This is a genomic window from Burkholderia sp. F1 (assembly GCF_050813845.1).
Lineage (GTDB): Bacteria > Pseudomonadota > Gammaproteobacteria > Burkholderiales > Burkholderiaceae > Burkholderia > Burkholderia ubonensis.
This window is the reverse complement of sequence record NZ_CP172421.1, coordinates 2,512,646-2,538,020: the sequence shown is the minus strand read 5'-3', so window position 1 is coordinate 2,538,020 and position 25,375 is coordinate 2,512,646. Positions and strand designations below refer to the sequence as shown.

Sequence of the window (25,375 nt, the reverse complement as noted above, 5' to 3'; positions counted from 1 at the left end):
TGAACATATCAAGATATGAAATTACACGGAAGGAACAGGTTGCAGGAGCTGTTTGGGTTAGACGACCAGACCGACAAATGGCTCCGGGCCTGGATTTCAGAAGTAGCGAACGCGAACTGGAAGCAAGCCAAGGATGTGCTACGTCAGTTCCCCCAGGCGAAGTGCATCACGGATAACGTAATTCAATTCCGTGTAGAGCCTCAGGCGGCCTGGATTGAGGTGGCACTGTCCTTTTCCCTCGCCGTGGCGATCGTATGCGATCTGAAGCGCACAAATTGATGAAGTTAATGGACACGAAAGTAATTCGCTCAGAGGAGCAGCATCAAGCATATTTGCTTGAGATTCAGGACTTGATTGCAGGTAACCCACTGTCAGGAAGTGCCGAAGCCGAGCGCTTGGAGCTGCTATCGGTACTCGTAGAGGCATATGAAAATCAAAAGTATCCCGTTGAAGCGCCTGATCCGATTGATGCAATCCTCTTTCGAATGCAGGAGCAGGGGCTAAGGCAGGCAGACCTTGTGCCTTACTTCGGCACACGTAGCCGTGTATCCGAGGTTCTGGGCAGGAAGCGCCCGCTGACGATCCCGATGATCCGAGCCCTTTCCAGCGGATTAGGTATATCAGCGGAGACACTCCTTGGTACTGAGCCGGTAGACGCCCCGCAGACGAGGAAGGATGACGTTGATTGGAGTGGTTTTCCTGTCAAAGAGATGGTTGCGCGAGGCTGGTTGCAGAAGCTCTCAAGTAAGGCAGTGGGATCGACAGAAGAGCTTGTACGGAATTTCATTGCAAATGCTGGAATGCAGTTTGGAACGGCAGCCTTCCGGCGTTCACTTCATGGCGATGCATGGTCTCCAACTACTAAATATGCGCTGTATGCTTGGTTGGCCAGGATCATTCAGAAATCCAGGGATAGGAAGGCTAGTTTAGGTAGATTTGATAAGGGTGTTTTTTCGCCTACGTTCCTGCGCGATTTAGTGCAGCTGAGTTGGTCCGATCATGGGCCAGCGTTGGCAGTGGAGTTTCTCGAACGCTATGGAATAGCAGTTATTGTCGAACCCCCGCTGAAAGGGACACTCCTTGACGGAGCTGCGTTGCAGGATTCGGATGGTACGCCGATTATTGGGCTGACTTTGAGATTTGATCGTCTCGATAATTTTTGGTTTACATTGCTTCATGAGGTCGCTCATCTTTGGAAGCATGTTAATCCCGATGAGACATTCTTGGACAACATGGATTCTTCATCCGAGGATCGGAGAGAGCTTGAGGCCAATCGCATCGCAAAGGAGGCGCTAATTCCTCGTGTGACGTGGAAACGCAGCGAAGCGTATCTGAACCCAAGCAACGAATCGATCGATAAGCTTTCAAGGGAGCTCAAGATCCACCCCGCAATCATCGCTGGCAGGCTGAGGAAAGAGCGGGAGAATTACACGTTGTTTAACGATTTGGTAGGCCAGAACCAAGTGCGCAAGCACTTCAATGTTTCAGAAGTGGAGATCTAGCATGAGTCTCAGTTATGTTCCGGTAATGGCCGCCAAGCGCGGGGAGTTTACCGCTCTCACGAATCTGCCCAACGCGGTAGCCAACAGGATCATCCCGCTCTTTGAGTTGCCCGCTAAACCGCCAGAGGCTGTTCTGCATGAGAAGCGCATCTCTAAAACGGCGGTAGCAGGAGGTAAGGCGTGGTCAGGGCGTCCTGCCTTCCTGGACATCTCAAAATGGAGTCCGGATGCTCGAACGGAAAGCGGGATTCACGTCCTCGAGTTTGCATTTGCGCAACTTCGTGCCGCTGGGGTTTCTGTACATCCCGTCCTTGGCTATGATCGCTGGGATGACCCCGTCTACAGTCAAGCGCTGAAGAACATTCGGATGTTGCATCAGATAACTCCGTGCATCCGCCTTGACTTGGAGGCTATCCAAGACGATCTTGGAGACCTCCCGTATTTCCAGGGCCGAATCCAAGATATGCTCGCCGACCTCTCTCTTGGCGCAGGCAACTGCTATGTGATGGTGGATTTTGGTGACGTATCGAAAGCTACTATCCCGGACATAATTCAGGATACTGAGGCAGCCGTGCATGCGCTGCGCTCAATGGGCTTCAGCGTGGTCATTGTTGCCGGCGGCTCAATGCCCGCAGGCGTGAACCTTGCCGTGGATACTCCCGACACGGAGGGATGTATTGCGCGGGTCGAGATGCAGGCTTGGAAAGCTGTGCTGACAGGTCTCAAAGACGATCAAATTGTCTTTGGCGATTACCTGATCCGAAGCCCGGAGGCCGTCGAGGGCGTGATCGCACCGGATGCAAACGCCAAGATCCGTTACACCATAGAAAACCAATTTTTCATTGTTCGGGGGCACACCAAGAAGCGAGACTCGCTCGAAATCCAACATAAGGAACTTGCGCGGAAACTCGTGGCATCTGTTCACTATATGAAGGCTGCATTCAGCTGGGGAGATTCCGAGCTTTTGAACTGCAGTTTGGGAATTAAGCAGCTGCGTGATCCGACGTCCATGATTGCAGTCGATAGCAGCCATCACATCCATATGGTGATGGCCGAAGTGACCGAGCACGTCAAAAAAAGCGTCGGAACCAAGATCACGAATCCGACCGACCTTGCGTAGCCGACATTTTCGAGCTCATCTGCTATGGCAAAGTTTGATTAGCTCCCTTTTAGGTAAATGACTTGCTTTAGGCAGAAGATCCCGCATTAGGAAGTTCGCCCTAGCTATTCGATCATCACCGCCGCTGATTGCGGGTCTCCAATTTACAGGAGCCCTTATGGGAAGCTGTTTGCCCACACAAAGAAAAATCGACCGTGGAAGCTAGATGCCGAAAGAGCGCCGCGCCATGCTGGCGCGGCACTCATGCTGAAGTCCGACCGGACTACCGGCTCAGGCCGGTGATAGCCCGCACTGGCCGCGCCACTCGCGCATCATGTCGTTGCTGACGGGCGCTTCTTCCCCCATGCCGTTGCGGAAGTCCTTCAGCTTGGCGTCGTAGCAGTCTTGGCCTTTGCCCGACGGCTGAGCGGCATCGATGGCCTTCGGAACCGCTGCCGATTCTGATGCCGGGGGCTGCTGGCCGGGGACGATGTTGTCAGGGACGTTGAGCACGGCGTGAACGTGATCATCGCCCCGGCGGTGGAGCAAATCCCACATCGTCTGACTCCAATTCCTGTCGAGGCGAGTGGTGCTACCGTCCTGCTTTGCCAATTCGACACCGGACCAGGCCGGCACGACTTCATCATCCCGCACGAACCACTGGAACACTTCAGTTGCCTTGGCGATGGCGCCGTATGCCTTGTCAATCTGCGCGAGCGCGTCTTTCTCGGCCTGCTCAAAACGCTCGCGCTCCTGCTGCACGCCGGTCCGGTTATTTCGGGCGTCATCCAGCTCCCGTTGTGCCCGCTCGACGGAGGACTGGGCCGCCTGCATTGCGCTTTCGCGGTTGACGATGGCCTGTTTCAGCGCTTCCGGCGTATCTGCACCCGATGGCGCGCCATTGGCCTGCAACTGCGCGAGCTGCCTTTGGGCATCGGCGAGCTGTTTCTCCAGGACATCGGGATTCTTCTGGCGGATGCGCTCGGCGGTCTGATCGAGGCCGCGGTAATAGCCTTGATAGTCGTGCTGCGTATCGCTGATCTTCTGCTGGCGGAACGCGGCAAGAAGCTCCGCACCACCCTTGAGATCACAGCGGTATTCGACGACCGTTCGGTTTGTGTCGTCCTTGAACGAACGCCATTCGTCCTTCTCGCACGAACTGCGGTTCGACAGCGCAGTGTCGTAGGTATGTGTCGCATCTTGAGGAACGGTTGCAGCCCTGACCGTGTTTACCTCGGAATGACCGCAGCCCGTCAGCGTAAGGTTCAGGGCCGTCATCGCAGCAAGGGTTATGGTTTTCATGTTCATGAGCGAAAGATGTTGGGGTTGAGATCGGCGCATAGGCTGAGAAGCGGGTAGCTATCGCCAGATAGAGAAAGGCGCAGCAGGCCGGTGGAATGCCCAGCCTCTGCGCCGAGGGAATACGCCGCCGCCTGTCTGGGACGCGGTATAGGCACCGAATGGTTACTGCGTCAGTCCGATGGTCAGGTACTTGGTATCCGTGTCGAACGTGAGCGGGCTATCGGGGCTCATCGTGCTGTTGACGGTGAGGTAGGCGTACTTCGTAATGCCGTTGGCCGTGTACTTGTAGACCTTGGCGTGCATGACCGAATGATTGGCTGGGTCAGAGCGGCCCGCATCGGTGAGCGCCTGTGCGATGTTGGTATCCGGTGCGTCCTGATGGCCTGCGTTGTCCGTGAACGTAGCGGTGCCGTTGGCGAAGGCCAGCGTGCCCGACTTCACACAGTCCTCGTACTCGTCGAAGGTCTTGCCGTTCAGTTCGTTCAGATCCGTGACCTCCGCCAGATCCTTGGAGACATAGACGTACTGACCTGGCTGACTGGCGACGACGCTGCCGACGCCGTTGGACGTGCATAGCTGGCCGACACGGTTGCCCAGGACGCTCAAGACGGCGGTGAACGGGCCGGGATTCGTGAACGACGTGACGTTGCCGTTCGAATCGATGTTTGCCTTCGCAACGTACTGACCGCGATTCGGATCGGCGATGGCAATCGCGAACGTGCCGTCCAGATTGACAGACGATCCGATCTTGATCTGCGTGATGCCCGGTGTCGTATAGGCCGTCGCAGCGTAAGCTTGCCGCGTCAGTGCCGTGCCATTTGCCGTGTTCACGGCCGCATCCGACTGCGACAGTCCGGATGCCGTCAGAGCGGTACCGTAGGTTTCGAGCACGTCGTCGCCGGCGTCGCCCTTTTCGGCCTTGAAGCTGGCGGTGAGCGGATTGAAGCCGTCCGGTAGCACCAGTTTGCCCGGCAGGGTCGCGATCGCCGTTTTGAGCTTGATCAGCGCGTCGTCGAGGTTGCCGCTCGTTATCGCACCGACGAGGTCGCCGTTTTTCACGCCGCTGAACCAAGTGTCCGGGTCCTGTTTGTCGAGTACCCCGACCATGATGTCGGTCAGCGGCGTAATGTTGGTTACGCCTGGAGTGCCGAGGACCGAATGCAGTGCTGTCGGCAGATCCTTGCCGTTTGAGGTGCCGCCGGAGACGCGTGCGACGCACGGATAGTCCGTGTTCTTGAGCGAGACATTCCATTCACCGCCTTTCCCTGTCGTGGTCGAGGCCGTCGTTCCGGACGCGCACTTTAGTTCGACCGAGCCGTTGATGATCGGTGAGCCAATCGCGGCTGTTCCCGTCGTGTTGACCGAAACAGAATTGTTACCGGCGGACGGTGAGTTGCCGTCGCTGCTCCCACCACCGCATGCAGTAAATGCCGCACACATGGCGGTGCCGAGCGCGAGCCTGGTAATCCCCGTATTGAACTTGTCCTTCATGTTGATCTGTACCTCTTGAAGTAACGCCTGCTTTGATGAATCCAGCCGTGATTGCTGCTGGGCCTTGCGAATGAAAAAAAGCCGACCGGCGAACCGGTCGGCAAAAAGGTTCTGGCGATCCGAGGGCCATCGTGCATTGCCAGAACCAGACACGAATTCGCTACATGAGCTGTTCGGCGAGTACCGCCAAGTGCAGCCGATTCGCTACTCGGTGGCCAGAGAGCACCGGGTGCGACGAACTGAGATGGGCATCCCTGAGGATGTGTACTTCCCCGGTCGAATCAAGCATTGTTTTTCCTTTTGTGGGCCGCTTTGCATCTCCGTGGGTTACGCGCGGCAGCCCGGCGTCGTCAGATTTCCGCATCCAGCGCTGCAAGACATGCCCGGAAGATCGGTGCCCCAAGCAGACCACTGTGCTTGAGCGCTATCAGTCGCTCCCGGCGCACGTCAACGGGGTGGGACGCATCCCCAACGAACTGCCATACAGCCTCGATCAGCGCCGACCGCGCGGCCCGTCGCCGAATCAGGTACGCAGCCCCGGCGACCGGCCCGATGCATGCCGACGCGACGGCCCACCCAATCGGTCGAAGCCCAACGCGGTTGGCGCGTAACCGGTGCATGTCGAACGCGATGCCGAACGCTGTCGCGGCGGAGCAGGACAGCCAGACGAGTTGAAACATGCCAATCCCTGAAATATACCGTATACGGATAAAGTATATTTGGCATGTGTATCTAGAATTTATTCATGACCCATCCGATCCACGACCCCCGCTACCAGCGGATCGCGACCATGCTCGCGGACTTGCGCAAGCAACGCGGCTTGCTGCAGCAGGACGTTGCGGATCGGCTTGGACGGCCGCAAGCCTTCGTGTCAAAGGTCGAGAGTGGTGTGCGCCGCCTCGACGTCGTTGAGCTGCTGGACTTCCTGCGAGTGCTTGATGCCGACCCACACGCTTTCATCGACGCACTGCTGGATCAGCCGATTACATCGTTGCCGCGCTGATCGCTAGTAGTCGGCCGGTGGCAGGAACGTGGAGGCAGAGCGGTCCGCCTCCGTGATCAGCCAGACGGTGTGCCCGCCCGGCAGGACATAGCTGGACAGTAGGCGCTGTCCCTTCTCGACAGCGCACTCGTTCTGCTGACGGTCGGATTCGGACAGGCCGCTCCAATCGCCACGGATATGACGGATCAGCAGGTCAATGATCGACACGCGCGCGTCAGCGATGACTTCCAAGGCGGCAAGTGTGGCGAAGATCCGACCGAGCTTGAAACGCGGGCTCGCATGGTTGGTGGAGGACAGATTCATGATGAAGATCTCTTCTATTCAGGACGTAGGGTGCTGGCCCGCGTCGCGAGGTATTGTCGGGCAGTAGTCGTAGACCGGCCAGCCGTAACGGCGGGCGATGGCGCGGGCATAGCGCAGCGCGTTCCGGCTCGTTGGTAGATCGGCGCAGCACATCACGCCGCCGCAGACGCAATGCAGGTAGACGCTGAAAAAATCCGGGTGGTCGTGGTCGATCTCGCAGTAGGACCGAGCGGGATTGATCGCATCGGTGAACTGCCGAACACCGTGAATCTCGATCGCATCAAACCGACTGGGCTCGTCCCGAATCAGTTTGTTGGCATAGCGGGCCGCAGGTGAGGGGCGGGCAGTAGCAGAGCGAATGCGTGCAGCCCATCGCCGCTTGAGCATTGCTATAACGGATGGCATGACGGGTTTTCCAGAGGGGCGAGCACGAGCCTCCGGCAGAACCGGATGCAAGGTCGGAAGTGAAGGGACGCGCCGGACGCTGGATGCGCCCGACACAGAGCGGGACTAGCGTGTCTCGGACGCGAGCGCGTTCGGGTAGTGCTTTGCGAGAATCTGGTTCATCTTGTCGACCAGATCAGGTCGCTTGAAGCTCAGATGGCCGTTGCCGTTCTTGAACCAGCGCAGATGGAAATAGGTGTTCTCCGCCTCGGTCTGCCGTGACTGCCGCGTATCCGAGACGAGAACATACGCGCCGTGCCGGTGATCCGGCTCGGGCTTGCCATCAAGCACGCAGAACACGCGAATCAGGTCGTCCAGTTCATTCGTGACTCGGTGATTGGGCGAACCGGAGCTGAACAGATATCGCACGATGATGCGCTTTCCAAACTTGAACGGTTCGTTGGTTCGGTAATTCCAGGACAACCGCCTGAAGCACTGCAGCACACCGCGTTCGAACATGTCGCCGCGCGCGCCGTAGAGCTGCGCGAAGGTGGCTTCGATGTTGGACGCTGTCAGGTCGGGCACGTCGCCTTCGGCAATTTGACTACTCCACTGTTCGCGAGCCTTGGCGTCCATGAAGGTGCGCAGGCCCGATTCGGACAACAGGTAATCCCAGCCACGTATGTCGATGAGGCGGACGATGGCGGCCTCAGCTTCGTCGCGCTTCGCATACTCTCCGGTAATGGTCGGTCGGCCACGACAGCCGTAGCTTTCGTCGAGCACGAGGCGCGGAAAACCGAGATGCGCAGCCTTAGCGAGCTGTTGGGCTTCGCCGAGCAGATCGAGGGCGGCGCGCACGCGTTCGACGACGGCGACACGCTGGTTGGCGAGATTGGCGATGCTGAGACTTTTGACGAGATCAGTTGGTGTATCCATAGCGCTTCGGCCAATGTGGTGAAAAATGGGTTGAAGGACAGGAGGCGTATCGGTCGTGCCCAACATCTGCACGATTCCAGATCGTGATGCCGGTGCAGGTGTTCGAACGGGTCATAGGCCATGTTGATTGCAGAACAAGAGAGAGAAAGTCGGGCGCGAAGCCCGGCTTCTATGCCGCAACATTGCGTTCGGCGAGCTGGCGACGAAGCGTGACCGCGCGTGCCTGGGAACAGCCGAGATGACGACGGATGTCGGTGACGGTGGGGCGAACGAGACCTGCCGCGATGTCTCGGACGAGTTGCGTCAGGTGGTCGTCGATGGGATCGCCAGCCGGTAATGGCGTGACCGGGGCGTCGCGTGGCGCGTGACTACGGGTCGTGCTGCTGCGACCGAGAGTCGAGGAATTGCGACTAACGGTCTCATTGGCGTGACTCGCTGCGACTGGCACGACTACCGAAGGAGTCGCGTCGGTCGCGTCCGTGACTACGGATTGAGTCACGTCGGCCGTCACCGTGACTGCTGCCGGTGTGACGCCAGTCACAGGCAGCGGCATCGGTAACGGCGACCGAAGCGCGACCGTCCACAACAGGCACGCAACGCCTTCCAATACTGCGGCGAATGTGAGGCCGGTCAGGAGATCGATCCGAGCAGCAGTCGTGCCGACTAACGCCGCAAGTCGCGTCGTGACGGGATCGGCAAGTAACGCGTCATGTTGTGCCGTGACTCGATCCGTCGCGGCCTGCTGGCGTCGAATGTCATCGGCTTCGTCATTCAGCGCTTCCATCTTGGCCGCAAGCGTCACGCGACGGCCCTCCAGCGAGACGCAATTGCCAGCGCAGTAACGGGCATTGGCCGTGGCGAGCTGCGCAGTTACGCTCGCGCGTTCCGCCATGACGGTCGTGAGACTGCGAGCGGGCGGCGTAACCGAAGCTACCTGTACCGTTGACGCCCGTTGTTCTCCGGCATGCTGTTGAGCGAGAACGAAGAAGACCGCATGCCCGTAGCAAGCTGTCGCCAGACATGCGCCCCATAACACGCTACCGACTCCTTGGATGACGATCGGCGTATCTCGGGTCAACGCCGGCAACAGATGCGCGCTCGTGACGAGCACCGTGCCGATTGCGATCCAGATGAGCCGTTCCTGTAACGTCCCGCCGCGCTGCCAGCCCGCCAGAATGGACAGGCTGAGCGCAGTGGTCGTTGCCATGACCGCCAACATGAGCGCCCAGCGTCGAACGCTCATGCCGCCGCCGCCTTCCCGCCGAGCAGCGCGGCCTTGCGTTCCAGCTTGTCGCGCAGGGTAGTAGGCGTATCGGTAGTGCTGCTTCCCACATTCGCGTGGTCGGCCGCAGCGTCGGGATAAAATTCCTCGACAACAGCGGCTCCCTCGTCGGGACTGTCCTCGAATGCCCCGTTGGCAAAGCCGAGCTTGGCTGCGGCATCGAGCGCGGCCTGGTCGAATCCGGCCGAGCGGCGTCGTGTGTCCAGTTCCTTCGCCTGTACGAGTGCGTCTTCCAACGTGCAGCCTGAGCGAACGCCGAGATCGACGTAGTAGATTGCGGACCGGTAGCTCTGCGTGGTCGATTTGCCCCTGAGCTTCAATTCCAGCGGCAGACTGGCGAGCAGATTGCCGGAGACAGCGCGGAAGTAGTGCAGTCGGGCGGCGAGGGTGCGGATCGAGTTAAACGAGGTCGTTCTAAAGACGAAGCTCCCCATCTCGTCCTCGTCCCCGATAATCACGTTCATTCGGCCATAGGGCTTACAGCCGCCCTGACGACCGAACATGCAGCCGTCCGGACTGGGGCACGGCAGGGTTTCGATGCCAGCGTCCGTTACTCGTCGGCATGTCTCGCCATTGCCTACACATATAGGTCTTCCGGTGTCGCGATCGAACAGCGAGTATTCGGCCCGCAGGTTCAGATCCGGGTCGTTGAATAGCACGCGGACCGGAATCGTCCGCAGCTTGCCGGGTGTCGCTTTGCGTAGCGTTTCGTTGAGCGGATGCAACAGCCACTCGCCACGATTTTGTACTTGAGTGGTCAAGGTGAACGCGTCGTCCTTCTCCGGGAGACGCTTGCCGTTCTTCTCGACAATTCGGCCGATCGAGATACGGCCGATGATGGGTGGGACGATAGCCAAGCCTTTGAGCATGATGGTTCTCTAAATTGAAAAGGGAAGGGAAGCAGGGATCGAGCGTGTGCAGTTGCGCTGATTACCGTGCAAAGTGCGCTTCGAGCTTTTCGTGGATCTCTCGTGCGACGCCGTGCCACGCCTTGGCGCTGACGATTGGCTGATCGCCGAATTGCTCGTTCAGTTCTTCGAGTGGCATCCTCGCAATGTGGGCCGCGTGCTTGCTGAGCGCGTCCATCACGAATGCCTGCGCGAGCGCGCCGTATCGGGAGAAATTCATGATCTCCATGACGCAATCGACGTTCGTCGTCTGCATCGGCATAGTTCTCCTTGTCGAATGAATCGTGCTGTCGCTGTGCGTCCGGCCAATAGTCGCGTGAGGAGAGCGTGGTCGAACGCAGCTGGAGTCAGGTGGAAATGAGGAAGCGTCGGGAGCCGGGTTTCGAGCTGGTGTATTGCGTCTCGAATGTAGGGTGATCGGCCAGCAGCCGTGCCAGATCGATCTTCGACGAATCCTTGGTGCGCTTGAACGACACCGAACCGGTCTCGAACACCGCGCGCGTCGCATCGCCCATCGCCTGCTGGATTTGCTGCTTGAGCGTCGCTTCGATCGCTTGTCTTGCTTCGATATCGGCCCGCACGGCAACCAGATCGGCAAACGTGGATGACAGCAACCGGTCGTCGCTGAAGTCGACAGTGCCACCGTTACCCGGATACAGATGACGGAGCGCCCGGTCGGCCGACTCGGAGCCATCCGCGGGAGGCGGTGTATCGGATTCCACGAACCGCCAGAAGCGCGCTTCGAGTTCGATAAGCCGCCCGATCAATGCATCGTCGCGTTCGATCCGATGCACCTCCAGCGCCTGTCCGCACAGCAGCACGGCGACGTGAGCTGCCTGCTTGCCAGTTACGGCGAGTTGGTGTTGGACCTGGATCTGCACGTATTCGGGCACGCCGTCGCGCCAGAGCCGTGAGCCAAATTCGCCTGCCGTTTTGCATTCCAGAATCTGCACGTCGGGCACGCCGACAATCTCCCGGTCGAGGTTCGCGAGCATCCATGGGATCGTCGGGTGGCGCAGCACGGCGTTGACGCGCCGGACCCGATTGCCGGTCTGTTTGGTATATGACGCACTGACGATGGGTTCGAGCAAGGTCCCCCAGTACGTCGGCGACGTCGTATCGTCCGGATCGGGGCGGCATAGGCCATCCGCACGCCCGGTCTTCTCAAGCCACAATTCCAATTGACTCTGGTAGGGCGAAAGCCCCACTGCAGCCGCCGCATCCGATCCTCCGATCCCGGATTTCCTTACCTCCAGCCATTCCTCGCGCGGCATGTCCTTCGTTTTTACGAGACGCAAGGCAGGACGGTTGTGAGAACGTCCGGTGGGTTCAGGCGAAGACATAGCACCCTCCATAAATGAGAACGCCCGGTAGGAGTGGGGCCGACCGGGCGTGTATGTGGTAATGAAATGGGCTCATGCGACGAGCCTGAGCGCTTCGTCCCACGCCTTCTGCTTGAGGGCGGCCCCGGTCCCGAACCACGCGGCATCGCGCCGGTGATCATCACTGCGGGCCCGGCGATGGTGATCGACGAATTCGGTGACGCTGTTGAGCAGTCCCCATGCCGTGCCTGAAGCAGAGGCCATGTCGGCACCCTTGCCGCGACCGGCGAAAAGTTCCTGCACGGCCTTGACCGCGCTGTCGTTCATGGCTGCAACGGGCGTGCTGCTGGCGGTTGCCGGATAGGTCAGCACACGGCGGAAGAAGGCTTCGGCTGCCGTATCGTTCACCTTGCATTCCGACAGGGCTTTCATGCGGACCATGAACCCATCCCAGGACGACACAGCAATGCCGAGCTGGCGTTTGACGGTCTGCGCATCGAACTGGCTGCGGTGCGACACCTTGACGGCGCCGGTGCTGTCGCCCAGCGCAATTGCCAGCGTGTTGTTGCAGACCACACGAACGGATGTGAACTGCGCCGTTGTGGCGAGTGTGCCATCGCAAGCGGTTGCCAAAAGCAAATAGCCGTTCACACGGTCACGGCCCTTGAGCGTGGCGCTCTGGCCTGTCTTTGCGAGCGCCCACAGCTTTTTGCCGTCTTTCAGTACCCCTGCAGTTTCCAGCTCGAAGCCGCCGACTTCGGTCAAATCCCTGTAGAACTCGAGAATGGTTTCGGGCTGCACGACCTGGTACCTGGACGAGACGACGGACAGCGGCGCTTTCGTGTCCGAGCGGTAAAGCACTTTCTGCTCGGGGAAAGCGTGGATCGAGCCGAGTGTGGAGCCGGCCGTGCCGGAGACGAAGCGCACTTCGGCTTCTTCGATACGCCAGTTCATGCCGGCCTGTTGCGCCCAAACTTCAATTGGCTGGTGGGCCGCAAGTTGATTGCCGAGACCGTGCCACGGGGTTTCGTTTACGAAAGCCATCGATTGCACCAAATGCATGGAACTCTCCTGATAGGGGAACAAGGAACAGAAAGCAAAAATGCCTACAGCCCCGAAGGGCTGTAGGCATGGCTTGTTGAGTGATGGAGCGGGAATTAACGCGAGAACGAGCGAGCGTCAGGATGTGCGTTGCTTACCGAACGTATGGCCGCACTCTTGACACTCGAAGTTGTCGAGCACGGTGGTGTCGATCTGCTCGCCAACGGCGGAGCCCGCTGCACAACCAGCTGCTCCGCCGCACAAAGCACCAAGAAGAGCCCCTGCAAGTCCGCCGAAGATTGCGCCGACAGGGCCGGCGACTAGCCCGAGGGTGGCTCCGGCTTCGGCTCCGCCGAATGCTGCAGCAGCACTACCGGCAGCTCCGGCCGCGGCTCCGATTGCACCGCCGGCTTTGCGCGCATAGTCCCGGATGGCAATACGATTGGAGTCGCAGCGGGGGCAGGAAAGAGAGTCGTTCATATATCAGCCTCGTGAAGATTCGGGGCAAACGGCGTTGCCCAGGCATTCCGGGTTGGATGCTCACTGAGGTGATATATGCGTGAAAAATCTTTGAATCTGCATAATTGGCCTCGTAATCGCGGCCAATTATGCAATGGCACATGCTTCTAGCTGTACCCTCAGGTCTCGGCTGGTGGAAACGTCAATCATGAGGGCTCGCTGTTACCTCAGACCCATAGCACCTTGCCTCCATGTACAAAGAAATGCGAACGGCAGCCATCGCGTAGCCATACCGACGGTAAGAGTGTCGGGCGACCGTCTGGCGCTACCCGTAGCTCCCAACGAGGCATTGCCTCGGGTATGAGCGGGAGCTCTAGCTTCTGCCCACAGCCGCACGGGCACCGCATCGCGATAGACCAGTCTTCGTCGCCGTCGCGAAGCAGCACTAGGCCGCGCCAAGGTAGGCGCCGTGGCAGGGCTTCCCCGCTTGCGATCGTTAGCTTGCGAGCCGGCAGCAGCAATTCCACGGTATTCCGCAACCATTTGGGGCACCACATTACGATTCCCTTCTTTTCGCGAGAACCGGTAATCCGAGGAGGGGCTCGAGATCGCCGGAAGCCAACCCCGACCAGACCCTCGCCTCAAATTCATTCTCGGCGGTGAATTCTTCGACACCCTCGGCGAGCATGAAGCTGGTACGCGCGTACCGCGTATTGCTCTCGTGGCGAAACGGGTACGCGCGGGCGATGAATTCCATCACGCATGAGCTGGCCGCTCGCATGTTCAACGTGATGACGGAGGGCGCTTGTTCTGGCACGTCCTCGATATAACCACGCTTGACTTGATCCGCGTGTGCTTCGGGATCGGTTTCCGCCAAGTCCTCAGCTTGCAAAGTCGCAGCCGTGTACACCCCGCGATCGAACAAACTGCTTCCGCCGGGATAGACGTAGTCAATACGGCCGGTCGCCTCGTCGATAGCTTTCGTGCCGGCGCCGATGTCCCTAGTGGGTATGGCGACGCCGACGTCGAACAGGGGGAGCAGAAAGGCTGCCGAGAGTCGATCTGCGACGCTACGACCGCGATGGGTGTCCACGCAGCAGAAAAGGACGTCGGACTGAGCGGCCGAAATGACAGCCTGCCGCGTCAGTACATTTGCCTCGACCGGAACGGCATACGGCTCGTCACGATAGGTGTTTACGCGGTCTGCGAATACCTTCACCTTCGCGCGCCGAGCGTCAGCATCTGCCTTGACCGTGTTCAAGATGCGGTTCAAGTTTTTCCCTTCGACCTTGTCGTGGTCGATAAATATCACCTTGCCGAACCCGAGCCGGCACACCTGCTCTGCGACGATGGAGCCGGTTCCCGAGACGCCTATGACACATGCCGTCAGGCGATGGAGTTCGGTTGTCATCGCGCTAGTGAAGGCCATTGGCCGGCCGATACTTCGCTCGACATCGTACGACCACCAATAGTGAAGATCCTGGCCTACGACCGAAATGAGTTCTATCGGGGCCGGGACCAGTTGCTGCGTATATATGCGGCCAAACACGACACCAGTAGGTAGCATCACGGCCGTACCGTGAAGCTGTCCGCACGCCTCAAAAATACAGGGCATGATTTCTTGATCGCTGCGGTCGTCGAGGTCTGAAAACGTCGGGTATCCGCTCGGATGTGAATGGACGAGGACCAGGCTCAATTGCCGGGGAGCAGCGATATCGATGGCATTTTCGATATACTCGGACGGCCACGATAACGAGATCTCGTCCCTCCTGCTGCAGTGTTCGTGCGGTACCAAGATAAGGTCCTGTGCGAGCAATCGCAGACGTTCACCCGGAACGCTGGTACAGATTAGGACGGCGGCGGCTTCCTTCCCGTCACCTGGGAAAAGGTGGCGCTTCAACCGGTCGTGAATCCCTTCCGTAACGGTTAGCGTGGATGCGGGCATCATTCGCCGAACTCCCGCACAAGGCTGTATTCGACCAGAGCCAGGTGAGTGGCCACGTTGTCCGTCTGCGGGTCCCATGGGGTGAGCGCGTTTCGATGCCGAGACCAGCGCTGAAATGTGATTCCGTCAATCGAGACGGCGGCCTCCGTATTCGGAATGGGTTTCCCGTCGCCACGCGACACGGCCGGTGCAAAATAGAACATGTCGATTTGCGCGGTCGGGTATTCCTTGGGGATGTTCAGGGCCAACTTGCTGGCCGTCGGTGTGAAGCCCGAAGGCAGTTCATACCCGTGAATAATTAGCCAGCGTTGATCACCGCATAGGGTCGTTTCCCAGCGAAGGCCCGTGCTGGTCAGGTAACGCTCGTCCACCTCCAGCAGGTCGAATTCACGGCGCAGCTCGGGCTGCTGGCCGTCGCCGTTATCGATATTGCGTGGAATCAGGCGGATCTTTTCGATTCCGGGCGTGCACAGGTCAACGATGTAGTTGACGTCGATGGGCTTTTTCGGTTGGCCCGCGACAATCAAAAAGATATTCCATGCCTTGGTCGGATCGAAGCCTGCCCTACGCATCGCGTCGGCAACCTTTACCTGAGGCACGTCGTAAGTCAGCGTCACCCCCTGTACACGGAGCTTCCATTCGCGTCGTCTGGTCGTGATGCGCTTGATACATTCGTCTTCGAGATCGATCAGTGTTGTCGACTCAATGACTATTGCTTCCCCATTTGAGATTTCCCACAGCAAGTCGATGTCATCCGCGATATCGGCCAACACACGGATGACCGCACCGGAAATATGGCGGCTGGTCCACTCCAGCTGTCGATCGTCGATAACGAAGGGGAACGGGCGGCTTCCCTCGCTCACAACGAATTTGATGTCGACGGCCAGGTTCGGGATATCTCCGGGATGAACGCGGATCAGGTCGCCCGAAGCTCGTACCTGAAAAAGTACGGCTTCCGGGTGAGGCGCGCCCGCCGCCTCTAGAATGTGAGCGCCTGTAGGAGCGGGATGAGCGACGTGGATGTCGCGGTAGCTGAGATTTTTGTCGGCGATCCGTAGCACGTGGTTATCATTGGGTTTCATCGTTTCCTCATCGGGGGAACAGCCCCCTTCAGTACCCAATGCTTCGTTTCACGCTCGATTTGCCATAGCGTCGCCGAATTAGAGGGAAAACTCTAAATTTCGGCAAAAACCTCAGAAAAAGAGCATAGGAGGATGCAAGGTGCTTACGGACGACAGCGATGACGAGTTGCTTTTGCCGGGAGACGTACTGGCAAGCGCGGAAGAGATTTATCAGGCGGTAATCGACGCGAGAAGCGACCCCCATATAAACGCGCGACTGCTGGCCGCTGCTAGGTTCATCTTGACTTCGACCAGCAACGTGAAGCGAACCGGCGAGCCGGAGGACCTGCTTCAAGATGCCATCGAGGCAGTTCTCAGCGGTAGACGAAAATGGCCCAAGAGCCGCGTTGATTTTAAGGGGCTCTTGGTCGGCGTCATGCGCAGCATAGCTTGGAGCCGCGACAATACGTTGATGAAGACGACCCCCGATCTGACGATGGAGCACGAGTTGCCACTGGTTGGCGAAGCGCAAGAGCCGCAGAGCTTGGACGATGTTGCTGCAGACCCTGAGACGACCGAGGAGAAAGTGCTCAGGCACGAGCAACATGCGTTGGAAGAAACGAAGCTAGCGATTCTGCGTGCGAACTATGGCCCGGACGCCTTGCACGGGAAAATACTAGACAAGGTGCGAGAAGGCTTCGCCAGCCACCTCGAAGTCCGAGAAGCACTTGGCATCGAAGATAGCGCGTATTGGAATGCGTGGAAAGCTCTGATGCGCGCTGCGGAGAAACTGAACTCAAATGCCAAGGAGTAGCCTCATGAACGCGAAAAAGACCCCTGACGAGAATCTGCTCGATGCGCAGCTGGACTTCATCATGAATGCTCCTCAGGCGCAGTTTGACGAGTACTTGGCCGAATCGGGAATCGACACGAATGACTTTAGCCGTAGGTCCACATTAGCTTTCGATCGAGCGCTTGAAGCTCACGCAAGCGCGAACCAGGCTGTAGAAGCACTGGCGAACCTCAATCCCGCGCAGCAGAAAGCGCTTGCGGATGGCCTTCGAATTCGCCGAAGTGTACTGGCCGCGCTCCGGGAGCACAGAGTCATCGTCGCTTCGATTCCAAAGCGCTTTTTGTCCCAGCTGGCGGACCTACTCGGTCAAACGATCGGAGCCGTGACGGCAGCTCTTGCTGTACCAGCCCCCCGACTTGTGGGGCAATACAAGTCTGATGACAAACCGGACGCAGCGACTACGCGCGTAACATTCGAGCAGCTCCTGAGGGATGCGGCCATGAGCGAAGAGGAAATCGAGGCGCTTATGCGCGACGGTGACTAAAAATGGACGCTGTCGAAATCGCCCGGCAAACCGCGGCGCAGCTTCACCTTGAAGCTGTAGCCCGAGGTCTTGATCCATGGAAGCCGTACGACTTTGTGGTCGCGGAGGCAAGCCACCATAACTACACGGTGGAGGACATGCTTTCGGGAGCAGTAATGCTCGACGGGGGGCGGGCTAAGCTGCTTCCCAGCGAAGAACTGATCCTTCATGAAAGGAAAGGCACGCCATTCGAGCAGGCGCTGCTTGTCGCACACGAAATCGGTCATGCCATACTTGGCGACGCGGACGATTCGACGCCGGCGAAAGATATAGACTTCGCACGTTCAGCGGAGCGCTCCCCGGTCGGGGAGGAGCGTGTTGTTGACTACGGACGCAAGCAGCGGCGTGAAGTCCAGATGGACCTCTTCGCAAGGGAATTGCTGTTGCCCAGACCGGTGGTTCGCCGCCTGCATTTGCAGGAGGGACTAACGGCAAGTGACATCGCCGAGAGGCTTGGAGCTCCGTTCGATATCGTGGCGCAGCAACTCCTGGATGCACTACTACTTCCCGACGTGGAACTCGCGTCCGAACAAGCGCAACGTGAACATCCTCTCAACGCTCGCCAAAAAAAGGCCGTCGATCACCGGGGGGGCGCGTTTCTTTTAGGTGCTGGTCCTGGCACCGGCAAGACACAGACCCTGGTCGCTCGCGTCGAAGGGCTTCTCGATGAAGGGGTGGACCCGCGCCGCATACTTTTGCTGACCTTCTCCAACAGGGCTGCGGGAGAAATGGCGGAGCGTATCGGACAAAAGCGACCGGAGGCGGCTGCTGCGCTCTGGGTCGGGACCTTCCATGCATTTGGACTGGACTTGGTGCGTCGATTTCACGCAGAACTGGAGCTTTCCAAGGACCCGCGGATGATCGATCGCACCGAGGCGGTGGAACTGTTGGAGGAGGAGTTTCCAAGGCTGGGCCTAGTGCACTATCAAGACCTATACGATCCGACGCAGGTTATCTATGACCTCTTGGCGGCCATCTCACGTGCAAAAGACGAGGTGATCGGGCCACAGGAGTACGAACACTTGGGCGAGAACATGCTCCGAAAAGCATCGTCCAATGAGGAGGTCGAATCTGCTCAGAAAGTACTGGAGGTAGCGCGAGTCTATGCCGCCTACGAGGCTTTCAAGCGGCAGCGGAACGTGGTGGATTTCGGGGACCTCGTCTGGTTGCCTGTTAAGTTGCTGGAAAGTAACGAAAACATTCGGCAGCACCTTGCGAGTACATACACCCACGTGCTCGTAGACGAGTACCAAGACGTGAATCGAAGTAGTGTCCGGTTGCTCACCGCGCTTTGCGGCAGCGGGGATAACTTGTGGGTCGTAGGCGACGCAAAGCAATCGATCTATCGGTTCCGCGGCGCGTCGTCTTTCAACGTCTCCCGCTTCGGCAAAGAAGACTTCCCGCGTGGTATCACGGACAGGTTGACGGACAACTATCGATCCCTCAAGCCAATTGTCGACGCATACTCTGAGTTTGCGAAGGGGATGAAAGTCGGGGGTGCGGATAGCGTGCTCGAACCCGTTCGCAAGGAACCAGGAGAGCCGCCAGAGCTTATTGTTGCGGCCAGTGCCGACGAACAAACGGTGGCGCTTGCCGATAGTATCGAGGCGATGAAGGTAGCGGGTTTCCGCTACAGCGACCAGGCCGTCCTTTGTACCGGGAACGACAAACTCTCCGATCTCGGCCAAGATCTGGAACGACTTGGAGTTCCGGTGCTCTTCCTCGGCAGTCTGTTCGAACGCTCCGAAGTGAAGGATCTTCTTTCATTTTTGTCGTTGCTCATTGATCCAAGGGCTATGGGACTAGTCCGGGTTGCTTGTTTGTCGCAATTCGATATGTCTCTCTCGGATGTAGCGGCCGTTCTCACGTATCTACGGCAGGCGGATTTGAAGCCGCTTGTTTTCATCGACGTGCCTGATATTCCCGGACTCAGCTCGGACGGTTCCGCGGCATTGAAGCGTTTGCAAGTGGTGTTCGACGGGTTCGACAGCGATGCCCGGCCATGGGACGTGGTTTCGACCATGCTGCTCGACCGCACTCGCCTCGCTGCGGATATCTGCAGTGCAAGCAGCGTCAGCAGTCGGGCGCAAGGAATTGCGATATGGCAGTTTATGAACTTTGTCCGCGTTCAACCAGCCGGTGCAGGCCTTCCGATTTCTCGTCTTTTGGATCGAATTCGAAGGCTGTTGCGTCTCGGCGACGACCGAGACCTCAGGCAGCTGCCCGCGGCCGCCCGGGGGATTGACGCCGTCCGCCTTATGACGATCCACGGCTCCAAGGGCCTTGAGTTTGATGTTGTTCACGTGCCGGGTTTGAACGAGGATACGTTACCCGGATACAGAAAGCCGGCTCCAGCTTGCCCGCCTCCCCAAGGGATGATTGAAGGGGCGACGGGGCCCACTGAGAAGGTCTTAGACGAGACGCGAAGCGAAGAACAGGAGTGCTTGTTCTATGTAGCTCAATCTCGCGCTCGTGATCGCCTCTTTTTGTATGCCGCATCGATGAATCGTGGTGGCAAGTCTCGCAAGCTTTCCGTGAACTTTCTGCAACGAATGGGGCAAGGCCTCAAGCGACAAACGGTGAGTCCATCCCGAGCACTGCCGCCTGCGCCCGCGTCAGCGGACGTCCCTATGTCATTCTCGGGTGGGATGCGATTCGACGCGCACCAAGTCGAGTTGTACGAACGGTGTCCTCGGCGGTTCTTCTATACCCACGTTCTGCAAACTGGCGGCCGGCGCAAGACCACCCCGTTTATGCAGATGCACGAGGCGGTTAGGAAGGTCTTAAAGGAAATCGTAAGCGCTGTCCATGGTGGAGGCGGAGCCGCTTTGAGCTCGAAAGTTGAGGAAGCGCTCGCGGCAGAAGGGCTTGCGACTCATGGCTACTACATTCATTACCGTGACTTCGCGCTGGCCATGATTCGGTACTTCACCCAGGGGCGGGAGAACTGCACTCCGGAAAAGCCGATCGCTCTGCGCGTGGCCTATGGCGAAGAAGAAATCTTGGTCACTCCAGACGACGTCCTGATCACACGGGATGGCACAAAAATATTGCGCAGAGTCATGACTGGCCACGGCCGAAAAGACGACGAAAAGACAATCGGCGCGGCCGCATTCCTTACAGCGGCAACGGAAGCGTTTCCTGGTGCGCACGTGGAACTCGTCTACTTGGCCGACCAGGAGACGCGTCCCGTTACGCTCAAGCCGAACGAGTTACAGACACGCAAAGAACATATGCTTGGGCACCTAGGACAGATTCGCGCAGGGCACTTTCCTCAAAAGGCGTCCTCTCGGACCTGTCCGAACTGCCCCGCGTTCTTCATCTGTGGCCCTGTTCCCCGCGGATCGTTCGTTCCAGAGTTCAGATTCCCAGATGCGTTGCGTGAAGGCAACGGGTAACTAAGAGACGAAGGCCGGGTCCTGGGTGATCGAGCAAGAGTGGCATCACCATGAAGATGTACAAGTCCAATGCGTGGTTCCGGGCCACGTCCAACAATCGAATACGGGGGCGTGAATGGTGACGTTGTTGCATACAGCCGACTGGCAAATCGGCAAGCGCTACGGGCAATTCGATCCAGAAGAGGCGGCCTTATTGGCCGAGGCGCGCTTTGACGTTGTCTCGCGCATCGTGGATCTCGCCAGTTCTGAAGGTGCCGATCTGGTTCTCGTCGCCGGCGACGTGTTCGACGCGCAGGGCGTATCTGATCGCACGGTGCTGCGCTTGTTTCAGCTCGTCTCCGGTTTCGATGGGCCGTGGGTGATGATTCCCGGCAACCACGATGCAGGTCTCGACGAGTCGGTCTGGACGCGTGCGGCGCGGCTGGGGGTGATCCCGGCTAACGTTCACGTCTGCTTGCGTTCCGAGCCCCTGATTCTGAACGATCCGGGAGTTGTGATCTTGCCGGCGCCGCTGACGCAGCGCCATACATACGAGGACCTTACACGCTGGTTCGATTCTGCGGTGACGCCGGAAGGCGTACCGCGCATAGGGTTGGCCCACGGGAGCGTACAGGGCATCCTCGCCGAGGACATCGACGCGACCAACCCGATCGCGGCCGATCGCGCCGGTGTCGCGCAGCTCGACTATCTGGCGCTCGGCGACTGGCATGGCACCAAACAAATCGATACTCGGACTTGGTACAGCGGTACGCCAGAAACGGATCGCTTCCGCAACAACGAGTCCGGCCAAGTTCTGCTGGTTGAGATCGCCGCGCCCGGCAGCGTGCCGACTGTCACGCCGATGCGGACTGGCCGATATCGCTGGCGTGACATCGAGCGCGAATTGCAGCTTGCGAGCGACGTCCCCGCGCTCGTACAAGAACTGGAAACATTCGACACAAACGACGTCGGGCAACTCAAGATACGCGGCCACGTCGATCTGGAAAGCCACCTCGCGGTGAGCCGCGCGATTAGCCAAACCCAAGCCCGCACCCGCAGCTTGGTCGTCGACTTATCGGAGCTGCGCATACTTCCGACCGACGACGATCTCCGCGCGCTCCATGCCGACGGCTATCTAGGGGACGTCATCGCGGATCTCCGCGAGCAAGAGGATGGGGACAACGCTGAACTGGCGCGCGACGCACTGGCGCTGCTCGTCGGCATCCTCGACGAGACACGTGCGACGAGCGCGAATGGGGGCCAACGATGAAGCTATCTCGTCTGCGTATTGAGCAATTGCGCAAGTTTCGCCAGCCTGCGGAGATTGCGGACCTAGCCGACGGCATCAACCTGTTCGTCGGCCCGAACGAGGCCGGTAAAAGTACGATCGCCGCAGCGATTCGCGCGGCGTTTTTCGAGCGGCATCGTTCGAGCAGTGTCGAACACCTTCGTCCGTGGGGCGATGGTGCGGCGTCGCCGTCGATCGAGATCGAGTTCACTGTGGGTGGTCGTCCCGCGCGTTTGCGCAAGAGTTTCCTGCATCGCAAGCGCTGTGAGCTGGAAATCGATGGACAGCGCCTAGAAGGCGCGCAGGCGGAAGACCACCTTTCCAATCTACTAGGTTTCGGATTTGCAGGCCGCGGCCCGAGCGGCCCAGAGCATTGGGGCATCCCTGGGCTTTTGTGGATCGAGCAGGGCGCAGCCCAAGAGATCAAAACCCCGGTCGTGCATGCGGCTGAACATTTGCAGCGTGCTCTGGGCGCCTCGCTCGGTGAGGTTGCCAGTAGTTCGGGCGACGCGGTGATGGATCGTGTGGAGAGCGCGCGAAACGAACTGCTCACACCGGCCACCGGACAGCCCCGCGGTGATTACGCCGAGGCGCGGAAAAGAGAATCGTCCTTGGCGGCAGAGCTGGAAAGCCTGGAGGGCCAGGTAGCGACCTATCGCAGCAAAGTCGATCAACTAGCGACGTTACGCTTGGAGCACGCGAAGGACAGTACAGAGCAGCCGTGGCAGGCATTGCGCGCGGACGAACGCGTGGCGCAGGCCAAACTTGACGAAGTCGGAGCCGTCGAGAAGTCATTGCAGGCGGTTCGCGAGAAAGTCGAGCAGACCGCCCAGCGGCAAGCCCTTCTGGTCGCGAATCTCGAGACCTTCGATCAGCAGGAGCGTGATCTGGCTGCCCGCGAGAAAGACCGCGACGAGGCGCAAGCGCGAGTGACGGTAGCGGAAGCGGCGCATGCGTCGTCCAAAGCCCGCAACGAGCAGGCGCACGCGAGTTTTGACGTCGCGCGTAAAGTGTTGAGTCTCGCTCGCCACGAGGAAAATCGGCGTAGCCAAGCGGCTCGCGTCGATGAACTTCGCGCGCAGATTGCGGCGGCGGAGAAGAAGCTGGCCGAGGCCGACATCGAGCACGAAGCCTTGCTTGCCGCACGTCGGGCCGCTGCTGCGACCGAACTACGCGACGACGACCTGAAAGCGCTGCGCAACCAGGCGGCGCAATTGCGCGAGTTGGAGATCCGGCAGGCGGCAGTGGCGACCCGGCTGCGATATGGTCTCGAGCCTGGCCGCGAATTGCGTACCAGGAGCGCAGTGTGGACCGGCGATGGTGAAGCATTAATCACCGAGCCGACGACGCTTGTTCTGCCCGGCATCGGCAGCCTCGAAATCATTCCTGGGGGTTCGGATCTTGCCGAGGTTGCACGCGCGCTTCGTTCTGTAGCCGAGCGTCAGGCTGCGCTGCTCGAACGCCTGGGGTTATCTTCGCTCGAAGCGGCAGAGACGCGTCGCGAGATGCATCGTGGATATGAAGCCGAGGCCAAGACGCGCGAGGCGACGCTCAAGATCCTCGCGCCGGCCGGCGTCGACGCCCTCCGCAGTGAATTAGCAGCACTCAGCGCGCGGCTGGAAGAGTGCGAGAAGCGTCTCGCTCAATTGCCGGACCGGTCGGACGATGCGGACCGCTTGCCGTCCGTTGATGAAGCGGAAGCCGCCGAAGAAAATGCTCGGCGCGATCTCGAACGGCGGGGCGAGGAGCTGAACCAAGCGCATATCGCGGCAGCAAACGCGCGGAGTGTATTCGATGCAGCGCAGCGAGAAGTCAAGACCGTTCAAGCAAAACTCGAAGCACCGGATCGCGCAGAAAGGTTGCGCAAATCGCAGGCTGACCTCCTTGAGGCCAAAGCCGAGAGCGCACACTATGCTGGCGAAATCGCGACGTTGGAAACAAAGATCAGCGCGGCGCGTCCCGACCTGCTGCTTCAGGACATCAAGCGCTGGCGCGCAAGTGCTGAAGCGCTCGAGAGAGCCTACGACGATCGCCGCTTGCGCATCGAGCGTCTGGAGGCCGAACTGCAAGCATTGGGTGCGCAAGGCCTCGAGGAAAAGCGTGCCGACGTCGCGCGTGAACTCGAACAAACGCGTAGGCGCGTCGCGGAAATGCAGCGTCGAGCGAATGCGCTCGATTATTTGCTCGAGCTGCTACGACGCAAGCGGGCCGCGGTGACCCAGCGCCTGCATGCGCCGCTGCAGCGGCATTTGAACCACTACGTACAGTTGTTGTTTCCTCAAGCGACGCTCGAGCTTGGCGACGACTTCGTGCCGCGTTTGCTGAGCCGACCGGGGGCCGAGGTGGGCGATTTCCACGACATGAGCTTTGGCGCGCGCGAGCAGATGGGGGTGATCAGCCGGCTCGCTTACGCCGACCTTCTCAAAGAGGCGGGGCGTCCGACGCTGATCATGCTCGACGATGCACTTGTGCATAGCGACCACGGACGCCTGGGACAGATGAAGCGCGTGCTGTTCGATGCCGCTACCCGACACCAGATCTTGCTGTTCTCCTGCCATCAGGAGAAATGGCGCGATATGGGCGTTGGAGCTCGCTCGGTCGAAGCACTGCTTGGCGCCTAATTCGGGCGGCGTAAAAGCAGGACAAGGGGCGGAATCTCCGCGCGGCCGATCGCTGGGGCCAAGCGGCCCCGCTTTCTCCCAAGCTTCAGTCTCTTCGTTCGTCAACTTGACGATCACAAAGCCCGGACGCCGAACCTTACCAGCGCTGGCCTTGTATGCTGGTCGCTCATCCGGCCGGAATCTGCTGATCCAGCGGCGGAGGGGGGCGGAAAGCGCAGTTGCACGCTGACCGCGCTCGCGCCCATGCCGATACGGCTGTTGTGATCCTTCGGGGGCGAAGCGATGCCCGATTCGACTCCACGTTTGGCTATCTCATGCAACACTCTGACCTCGCGAAGCAATCGCGCCTGCTCGCTGACGATCTCCTCGAGAGATCTCGCGCGCATCAGGTAGGCGCAAGAAATCCCGATATCGAGTAGTTCCAATGCGGCGGAATGGTAATCGATAATCGCCGCAGTTCCGAATTTTCTAAGGAAAATGTAATGATCGGAATTGCTGCAATTTTCGCAATTCATAATTTTCACTTTGTGGCAGTGCGACCTACACGTGGCCATAGAGTGCGCCCGCTGTTATTTCATCAGCATTACAAGCACCGAAGTGACACACCGAAAACGACGGCATGAGGCCGTGCGGGTATAAGAGGCGTAGAAATTGGGAAGTCGTCTTGTTAATCCT

25 protein-coding genes are annotated in these 25,375 nt (G+C 59.1%); 9 read left to right on the top strand and 16 right to left on the bottom strand.

Annotation, left to right across the window (positions count from 1 at the left end; translation table 11 throughout):
* Positions 1–39 precede the first annotated feature (39 nt).
* Genes ACFIMZ_RS12000 through ACFIMZ_RS11990 form a run of 3 tightly spaced genes read left to right on the top strand, consistent with a single transcriptional unit; the run spans position 40 to position 2,622 of the window.
* Positions 40–279 (top strand): hypothetical protein, encoded by a 240-nt coding sequence (locus ACFIMZ_RS12000; protein ID WP_431819712.1) that lies wholly within the window; start codon positions 40–42, stop codon positions 277–279.
* Positions 280–287: 8 nt separating this feature from the next.
* Positions 288–1,502, top strand: a complete 1,215-nt coding sequence (locus ACFIMZ_RS11995; RefSeq protein ID WP_431819711.1) for an ImmA/IrrE family metallo-endopeptidase — start codon at positions 288–290, stop codon at positions 1,500–1,502.
* 1 nt (position 1,503) lies between these two features.
* Positions 1,504–2,622: a beta family protein gene (locus ACFIMZ_RS11990; RefSeq protein ID WP_431819710.1), complete on the top strand. Its 1,119-nt coding sequence runs from the start codon at positions 1,504–1,506 to the stop codon at positions 2,620–2,622.
* 270 nt (positions 2,623–2,892) lie between these two features.
* On the opposite strand, the gene ACFIMZ_RS11985 is transcribed toward ACFIMZ_RS11990, so the two are convergent.
* The 3 genes from ACFIMZ_RS11985 to ACFIMZ_RS11975 form a co-directional block, all read right to left on the bottom strand.
* Positions 2,893–3,909 carry a hypothetical protein gene (locus ACFIMZ_RS11985; protein WP_431819709.1) on the bottom strand — a complete coding sequence of 339 codons (1,017 nt, stop codon included), beginning with the start codon at positions 3,907–3,909 and terminating at the stop codon, positions 2,893–2,895.
* A 156-nt stretch (positions 3,910–4,065) separates the two neighbouring features.
* The gene (locus tag ACFIMZ_RS11980) at positions 4,066–5,394 is read right to left on the bottom strand and encodes a hypothetical protein (RefSeq protein ID WP_431819708.1); all 1,329 of its coding nucleotides are present in this window, start codon (positions 5,392–5,394) and stop codon (positions 4,066–4,068) included.
* Positions 5,395–5,744: 350 nt separating this feature from the next.
* On the bottom strand, positions 5,745–6,074 hold the full coding sequence (locus tag ACFIMZ_RS11975) for a hypothetical protein (protein ID WP_431819707.1): 330 nt from the start codon (positions 6,072–6,074) through the stop codon (positions 5,745–5,747).
* A 65-nt stretch (positions 6,075–6,139) separates the two neighbouring features.
* Here ACFIMZ_RS11975 and ACFIMZ_RS11970 point away from each other — a divergent pair, with 65 nt between their 5' ends.
* On the top strand, positions 6,140–6,397 hold the full coding sequence (locus ACFIMZ_RS11970) for a helix-turn-helix domain-containing protein (protein ID WP_076479537.1): 258 nt from the start codon (positions 6,140–6,142) through the stop codon (positions 6,395–6,397).
* Between the two features lie 3 nt (positions 6,398–6,400).
* Here the strand turns inward: ACFIMZ_RS11970 and ACFIMZ_RS11965 are convergent, their stop codons facing one another.
* The 12 genes from ACFIMZ_RS11965 to ACFIMZ_RS11910 all read right to left on the bottom strand — a co-directional run bounded on the left by ACFIMZ_RS11965 (position 6,401) and on the right by ACFIMZ_RS11910 (position 16,059).
* Complete coding sequence (locus tag ACFIMZ_RS11965) at positions 6,401–6,700, bottom strand: hypothetical protein (protein WP_431819706.1); 300 nt, start codon at positions 6,698–6,700, stop codon at positions 6,401–6,403.
* Between the two features lie 18 nt (positions 6,701–6,718).
* Positions 6,719–7,105 (bottom strand): hypothetical protein, encoded by a 387-nt coding sequence (locus ACFIMZ_RS11960; RefSeq protein ID WP_431819705.1) that lies wholly within the window; start codon positions 7,103–7,105, stop codon positions 6,719–6,721.
* A gap of 105 nt (positions 7,106–7,210) precedes the next feature.
* Positions 7,211–8,020 (bottom strand): DUF4942 domain-containing protein, encoded by an 810-nt coding sequence (locus ACFIMZ_RS11955; RefSeq protein WP_431819704.1) that lies wholly within the window; start codon positions 8,018–8,020, stop codon positions 7,211–7,213.
* Positions 8,021–8,189: 169 nt separating this feature from the next.
* On the bottom strand, positions 8,190–9,263 hold the full coding sequence (locus tag ACFIMZ_RS11950) for a hypothetical protein (protein WP_431819703.1): 1,074 nt from the start codon (positions 9,261–9,263) through the stop codon (positions 8,190–8,192).
* Complete coding sequence (locus ACFIMZ_RS11945) at positions 9,260–10,171, bottom strand: phage capsid protein (protein ID WP_431819702.1); 912 nt, start codon at positions 10,169–10,171, stop codon at positions 9,260–9,262. The genes ACFIMZ_RS11950 and ACFIMZ_RS11945 overlap by 4 nt, the downstream gene beginning before the upstream one ends.
* Before the next feature lie 61 nt (positions 10,172–10,232).
* Entirely contained in the window at positions 10,233–10,466 is a 234-nt protein-coding gene (locus tag ACFIMZ_RS11940; protein ID WP_431819701.1) for a hypothetical protein, read from the bottom strand.
* A gap of 91 nt (positions 10,467–10,557) precedes the next feature.
* Positions 10,558–11,553 carry a YqaJ viral recombinase family protein gene (locus tag ACFIMZ_RS11935; protein ID WP_431819700.1) on the bottom strand — a complete coding sequence of 332 codons (996 nt, stop codon included), beginning with the start codon at positions 11,551–11,553 and terminating at the stop codon, positions 10,558–10,560.
* Between the two features lie 72 nt (positions 11,554–11,625).
* Entirely contained in the window at positions 11,626–12,594 is a 969-nt protein-coding gene (locus tag ACFIMZ_RS11930; RefSeq protein WP_431819699.1) for a DUF932 domain-containing protein, read from the bottom strand.
* Between the two features lie 117 nt (positions 12,595–12,711).
* Complete coding sequence (locus ACFIMZ_RS11925) at positions 12,712–13,053, bottom strand: hypothetical protein (RefSeq protein ID WP_431819698.1); 342 nt, start codon at positions 13,051–13,053, stop codon at positions 12,712–12,714.
* Positions 13,054–13,259: 206 nt separating this feature from the next.
* Positions 13,260–13,439: a DUF6527 family protein gene (locus ACFIMZ_RS11920; RefSeq protein WP_230949325.1), complete on the bottom strand. Its 180-nt coding sequence runs from the start codon at positions 13,437–13,439 to the stop codon at positions 13,260–13,262.
* A 149-nt stretch (positions 13,440–13,588) separates the two neighbouring features.
* On the bottom strand, positions 13,589–14,980 hold the full coding sequence (locus tag ACFIMZ_RS11915; protein ID WP_431819697.1) for a ThiF family adenylyltransferase: 1,392 nt from the start codon (positions 14,978–14,980) through the stop codon (positions 13,589–13,591).
* The gene (locus tag ACFIMZ_RS11910) at positions 14,977–16,059 is read right to left on the bottom strand and encodes a multiubiquitin domain-containing protein (protein WP_431819696.1); all 1,083 of its coding nucleotides are present in this window, start codon (positions 16,057–16,059) and stop codon (positions 14,977–14,979) included. Before ACFIMZ_RS11910 ends, ACFIMZ_RS11915 begins: the two co-directional genes overlap by 4 nt.
* Positions 16,060–16,198: 139 nt before the next feature.
* Here ACFIMZ_RS11910 and ACFIMZ_RS11905 point away from each other — a divergent pair, with 139 nt between their 5' ends.
* From ACFIMZ_RS11905 to ACFIMZ_RS11885, 5 genes are all read left to right on the top strand, one after another.
* Positions 16,199–16,852 carry a hypothetical protein gene (locus ACFIMZ_RS11905; protein ID WP_431819695.1) on the top strand — a complete coding sequence of 218 codons (654 nt, stop codon included), beginning with the start codon at positions 16,199–16,201 and terminating at the stop codon, positions 16,850–16,852.
* Positions 16,853–16,856: 4 nt separating this feature from the next.
* On the top strand, positions 16,857–17,375 hold the full coding sequence (locus ACFIMZ_RS11900; protein WP_431819694.1) for a hypothetical protein: 519 nt from the start codon (positions 16,857–16,859) through the stop codon (positions 17,373–17,375).
* A 2-nt stretch (positions 17,376–17,377) separates the two neighbouring features.
* The gene (locus ACFIMZ_RS11895) at positions 17,378–20,812 is read left to right on the top strand and encodes a UvrD-helicase domain-containing protein (RefSeq protein WP_431819693.1); all 3,435 of its coding nucleotides are present in this window, start codon (positions 17,378–17,380) and stop codon (positions 20,810–20,812) included.
* Between the two features lie 115 nt (positions 20,813–20,927).
* Entirely contained in the window at positions 20,928–22,061 is a 1,134-nt protein-coding gene (locus ACFIMZ_RS11890) for a metallophosphoesterase family protein (RefSeq protein WP_431819692.1), read from the top strand.
* Positions 22,058–24,700: an AAA family ATPase gene (locus tag ACFIMZ_RS11885; RefSeq protein ID WP_431819691.1), complete on the top strand. Its 2,643-nt coding sequence runs from the start codon at positions 22,058–22,060 to the stop codon at positions 24,698–24,700. Before ACFIMZ_RS11890 ends, ACFIMZ_RS11885 begins: the two co-directional genes overlap by 4 nt.
* Positions 24,701–24,813: 113 nt before the next feature.
* On the opposite strand, the gene ACFIMZ_RS11880 is transcribed toward ACFIMZ_RS11885, so the two are convergent.
* Positions 24,814–25,224 (bottom strand): hypothetical protein, encoded by a 411-nt coding sequence (locus ACFIMZ_RS11880; RefSeq protein WP_431819690.1) that lies wholly within the window; start codon positions 25,222–25,224, stop codon positions 24,814–24,816.
* Positions 25,225–25,375: the final 151 nt, after the last annotated feature.

Coding starts and splice junctions, on each gene's coding strand:
- ACFIMZ_RS11915 (WP_431819697.1), bottom strand. CDS start 14,980: ATGATGCCCGCATCCACGCTAACCGTTACGGAAGGGATTCACGACCGG.
- ACFIMZ_RS11960 (WP_431819705.1), bottom strand. CDS start 7,105: ATGCCATCCGTTATAGCAATGCTCAAGCGGCGATGGGCTGCACGCATT.
- ACFIMZ_RS11920 (WP_230949325.1), bottom strand. CDS start 13,439: ATGCGGTGCCCGTGCGGCTGTGGGCAGAAGCTAGAGCTCCCGCTCATA.
- ACFIMZ_RS11910 (WP_431819696.1), bottom strand. CDS start 16,059: ATGAAACCCAATGATAACCACGTGCTACGGATCGCCGACAAAAATCTC.
- ACFIMZ_RS11985 (WP_431819709.1), bottom strand. CDS start 3,909: ATGAACATGAAAACCATAACCCTTGCTGCGATGACGGCCCTGAACCTT.
- ACFIMZ_RS11965 (WP_431819706.1), bottom strand. CDS start 6,700: ATGAATCTGTCCTCCACCAACCATGCGAGCCCGCGTTTCAAGCTCGGT.
- ACFIMZ_RS11935 (WP_431819700.1), bottom strand. CDS start 11,553: ATGTCTTCGCCTGAACCCACCGGACGTTCTCACAACCGTCCTGCCTTG.
- ACFIMZ_RS11970 (WP_076479537.1), top strand. CDS start 6,140: ATGACCCATCCGATCCACGACCCCCGCTACCAGCGGATCGCGACCATG.
- ACFIMZ_RS11925 (WP_431819698.1), bottom strand. CDS start 13,053: ATGAACGACTCTCTTTCCTGCCCCCGCTGCGACTCCAATCGTATTGCC.
- ACFIMZ_RS11995 (WP_431819711.1), top strand. CDS start 288: ATGGACACGAAAGTAATTCGCTCAGAGGAGCAGCATCAAGCATATTTG.
- ACFIMZ_RS11885 (WP_431819691.1), top strand. CDS start 22,058: ATGAAGCTATCTCGTCTGCGTATTGAGCAATTGCGCAAGTTTCGCCAG.
- ACFIMZ_RS11895 (WP_431819693.1), top strand. CDS start 17,378: ATGGACGCTGTCGAAATCGCCCGGCAAACCGCGGCGCAGCTTCACCTT.
- ACFIMZ_RS11930 (WP_431819699.1), bottom strand. CDS start 12,594: ATGCATTTGGTGCAATCGATGGCTTTCGTAAACGAAACCCCGTGGCAC.
- ACFIMZ_RS11900 (WP_431819694.1), top strand. CDS start 16,857: ATGAACGCGAAAAAGACCCCTGACGAGAATCTGCTCGATGCGCAGCTG.
- ACFIMZ_RS11890 (WP_431819692.1), top strand. CDS start 20,928: ATGGTGACGTTGTTGCATACAGCCGACTGGCAAATCGGCAAGCGCTAC.
- ACFIMZ_RS11940 (WP_431819701.1), bottom strand. CDS start 10,466: ATGCAGACGACGAACGTCGATTGCGTCATGGAGATCATGAATTTCTCC.
- ACFIMZ_RS11990 (WP_431819710.1), top strand. CDS start 1,504: ATGAGTCTCAGTTATGTTCCGGTAATGGCCGCCAAGCGCGGGGAGTTT.
- ACFIMZ_RS11955 (WP_431819704.1), bottom strand. CDS start 8,020: ATGGATACACCAACTGATCTCGTCAAAAGTCTCAGCATCGCCAATCTC.
- ACFIMZ_RS11945 (WP_431819702.1), bottom strand. CDS start 10,171: ATGCTCAAAGGCTTGGCTATCGTCCCACCCATCATCGGCCGTATCTCG.
- ACFIMZ_RS11975 (WP_431819707.1), bottom strand. CDS start 6,074: ATGTTTCAACTCGTCTGGCTGTCCTGCTCCGCCGCGACAGCGTTCGGC.
- ACFIMZ_RS11980 (WP_431819708.1), bottom strand. CDS start 5,394: ATGAAGGACAAGTTCAATACGGGGATTACCAGGCTCGCGCTCGGCACC.
- ACFIMZ_RS11950 (WP_431819703.1), bottom strand. CDS start 9,263: ATGAGCGTTCGACGCTGGGCGCTCATGTTGGCGGTCATGGCAACGACC.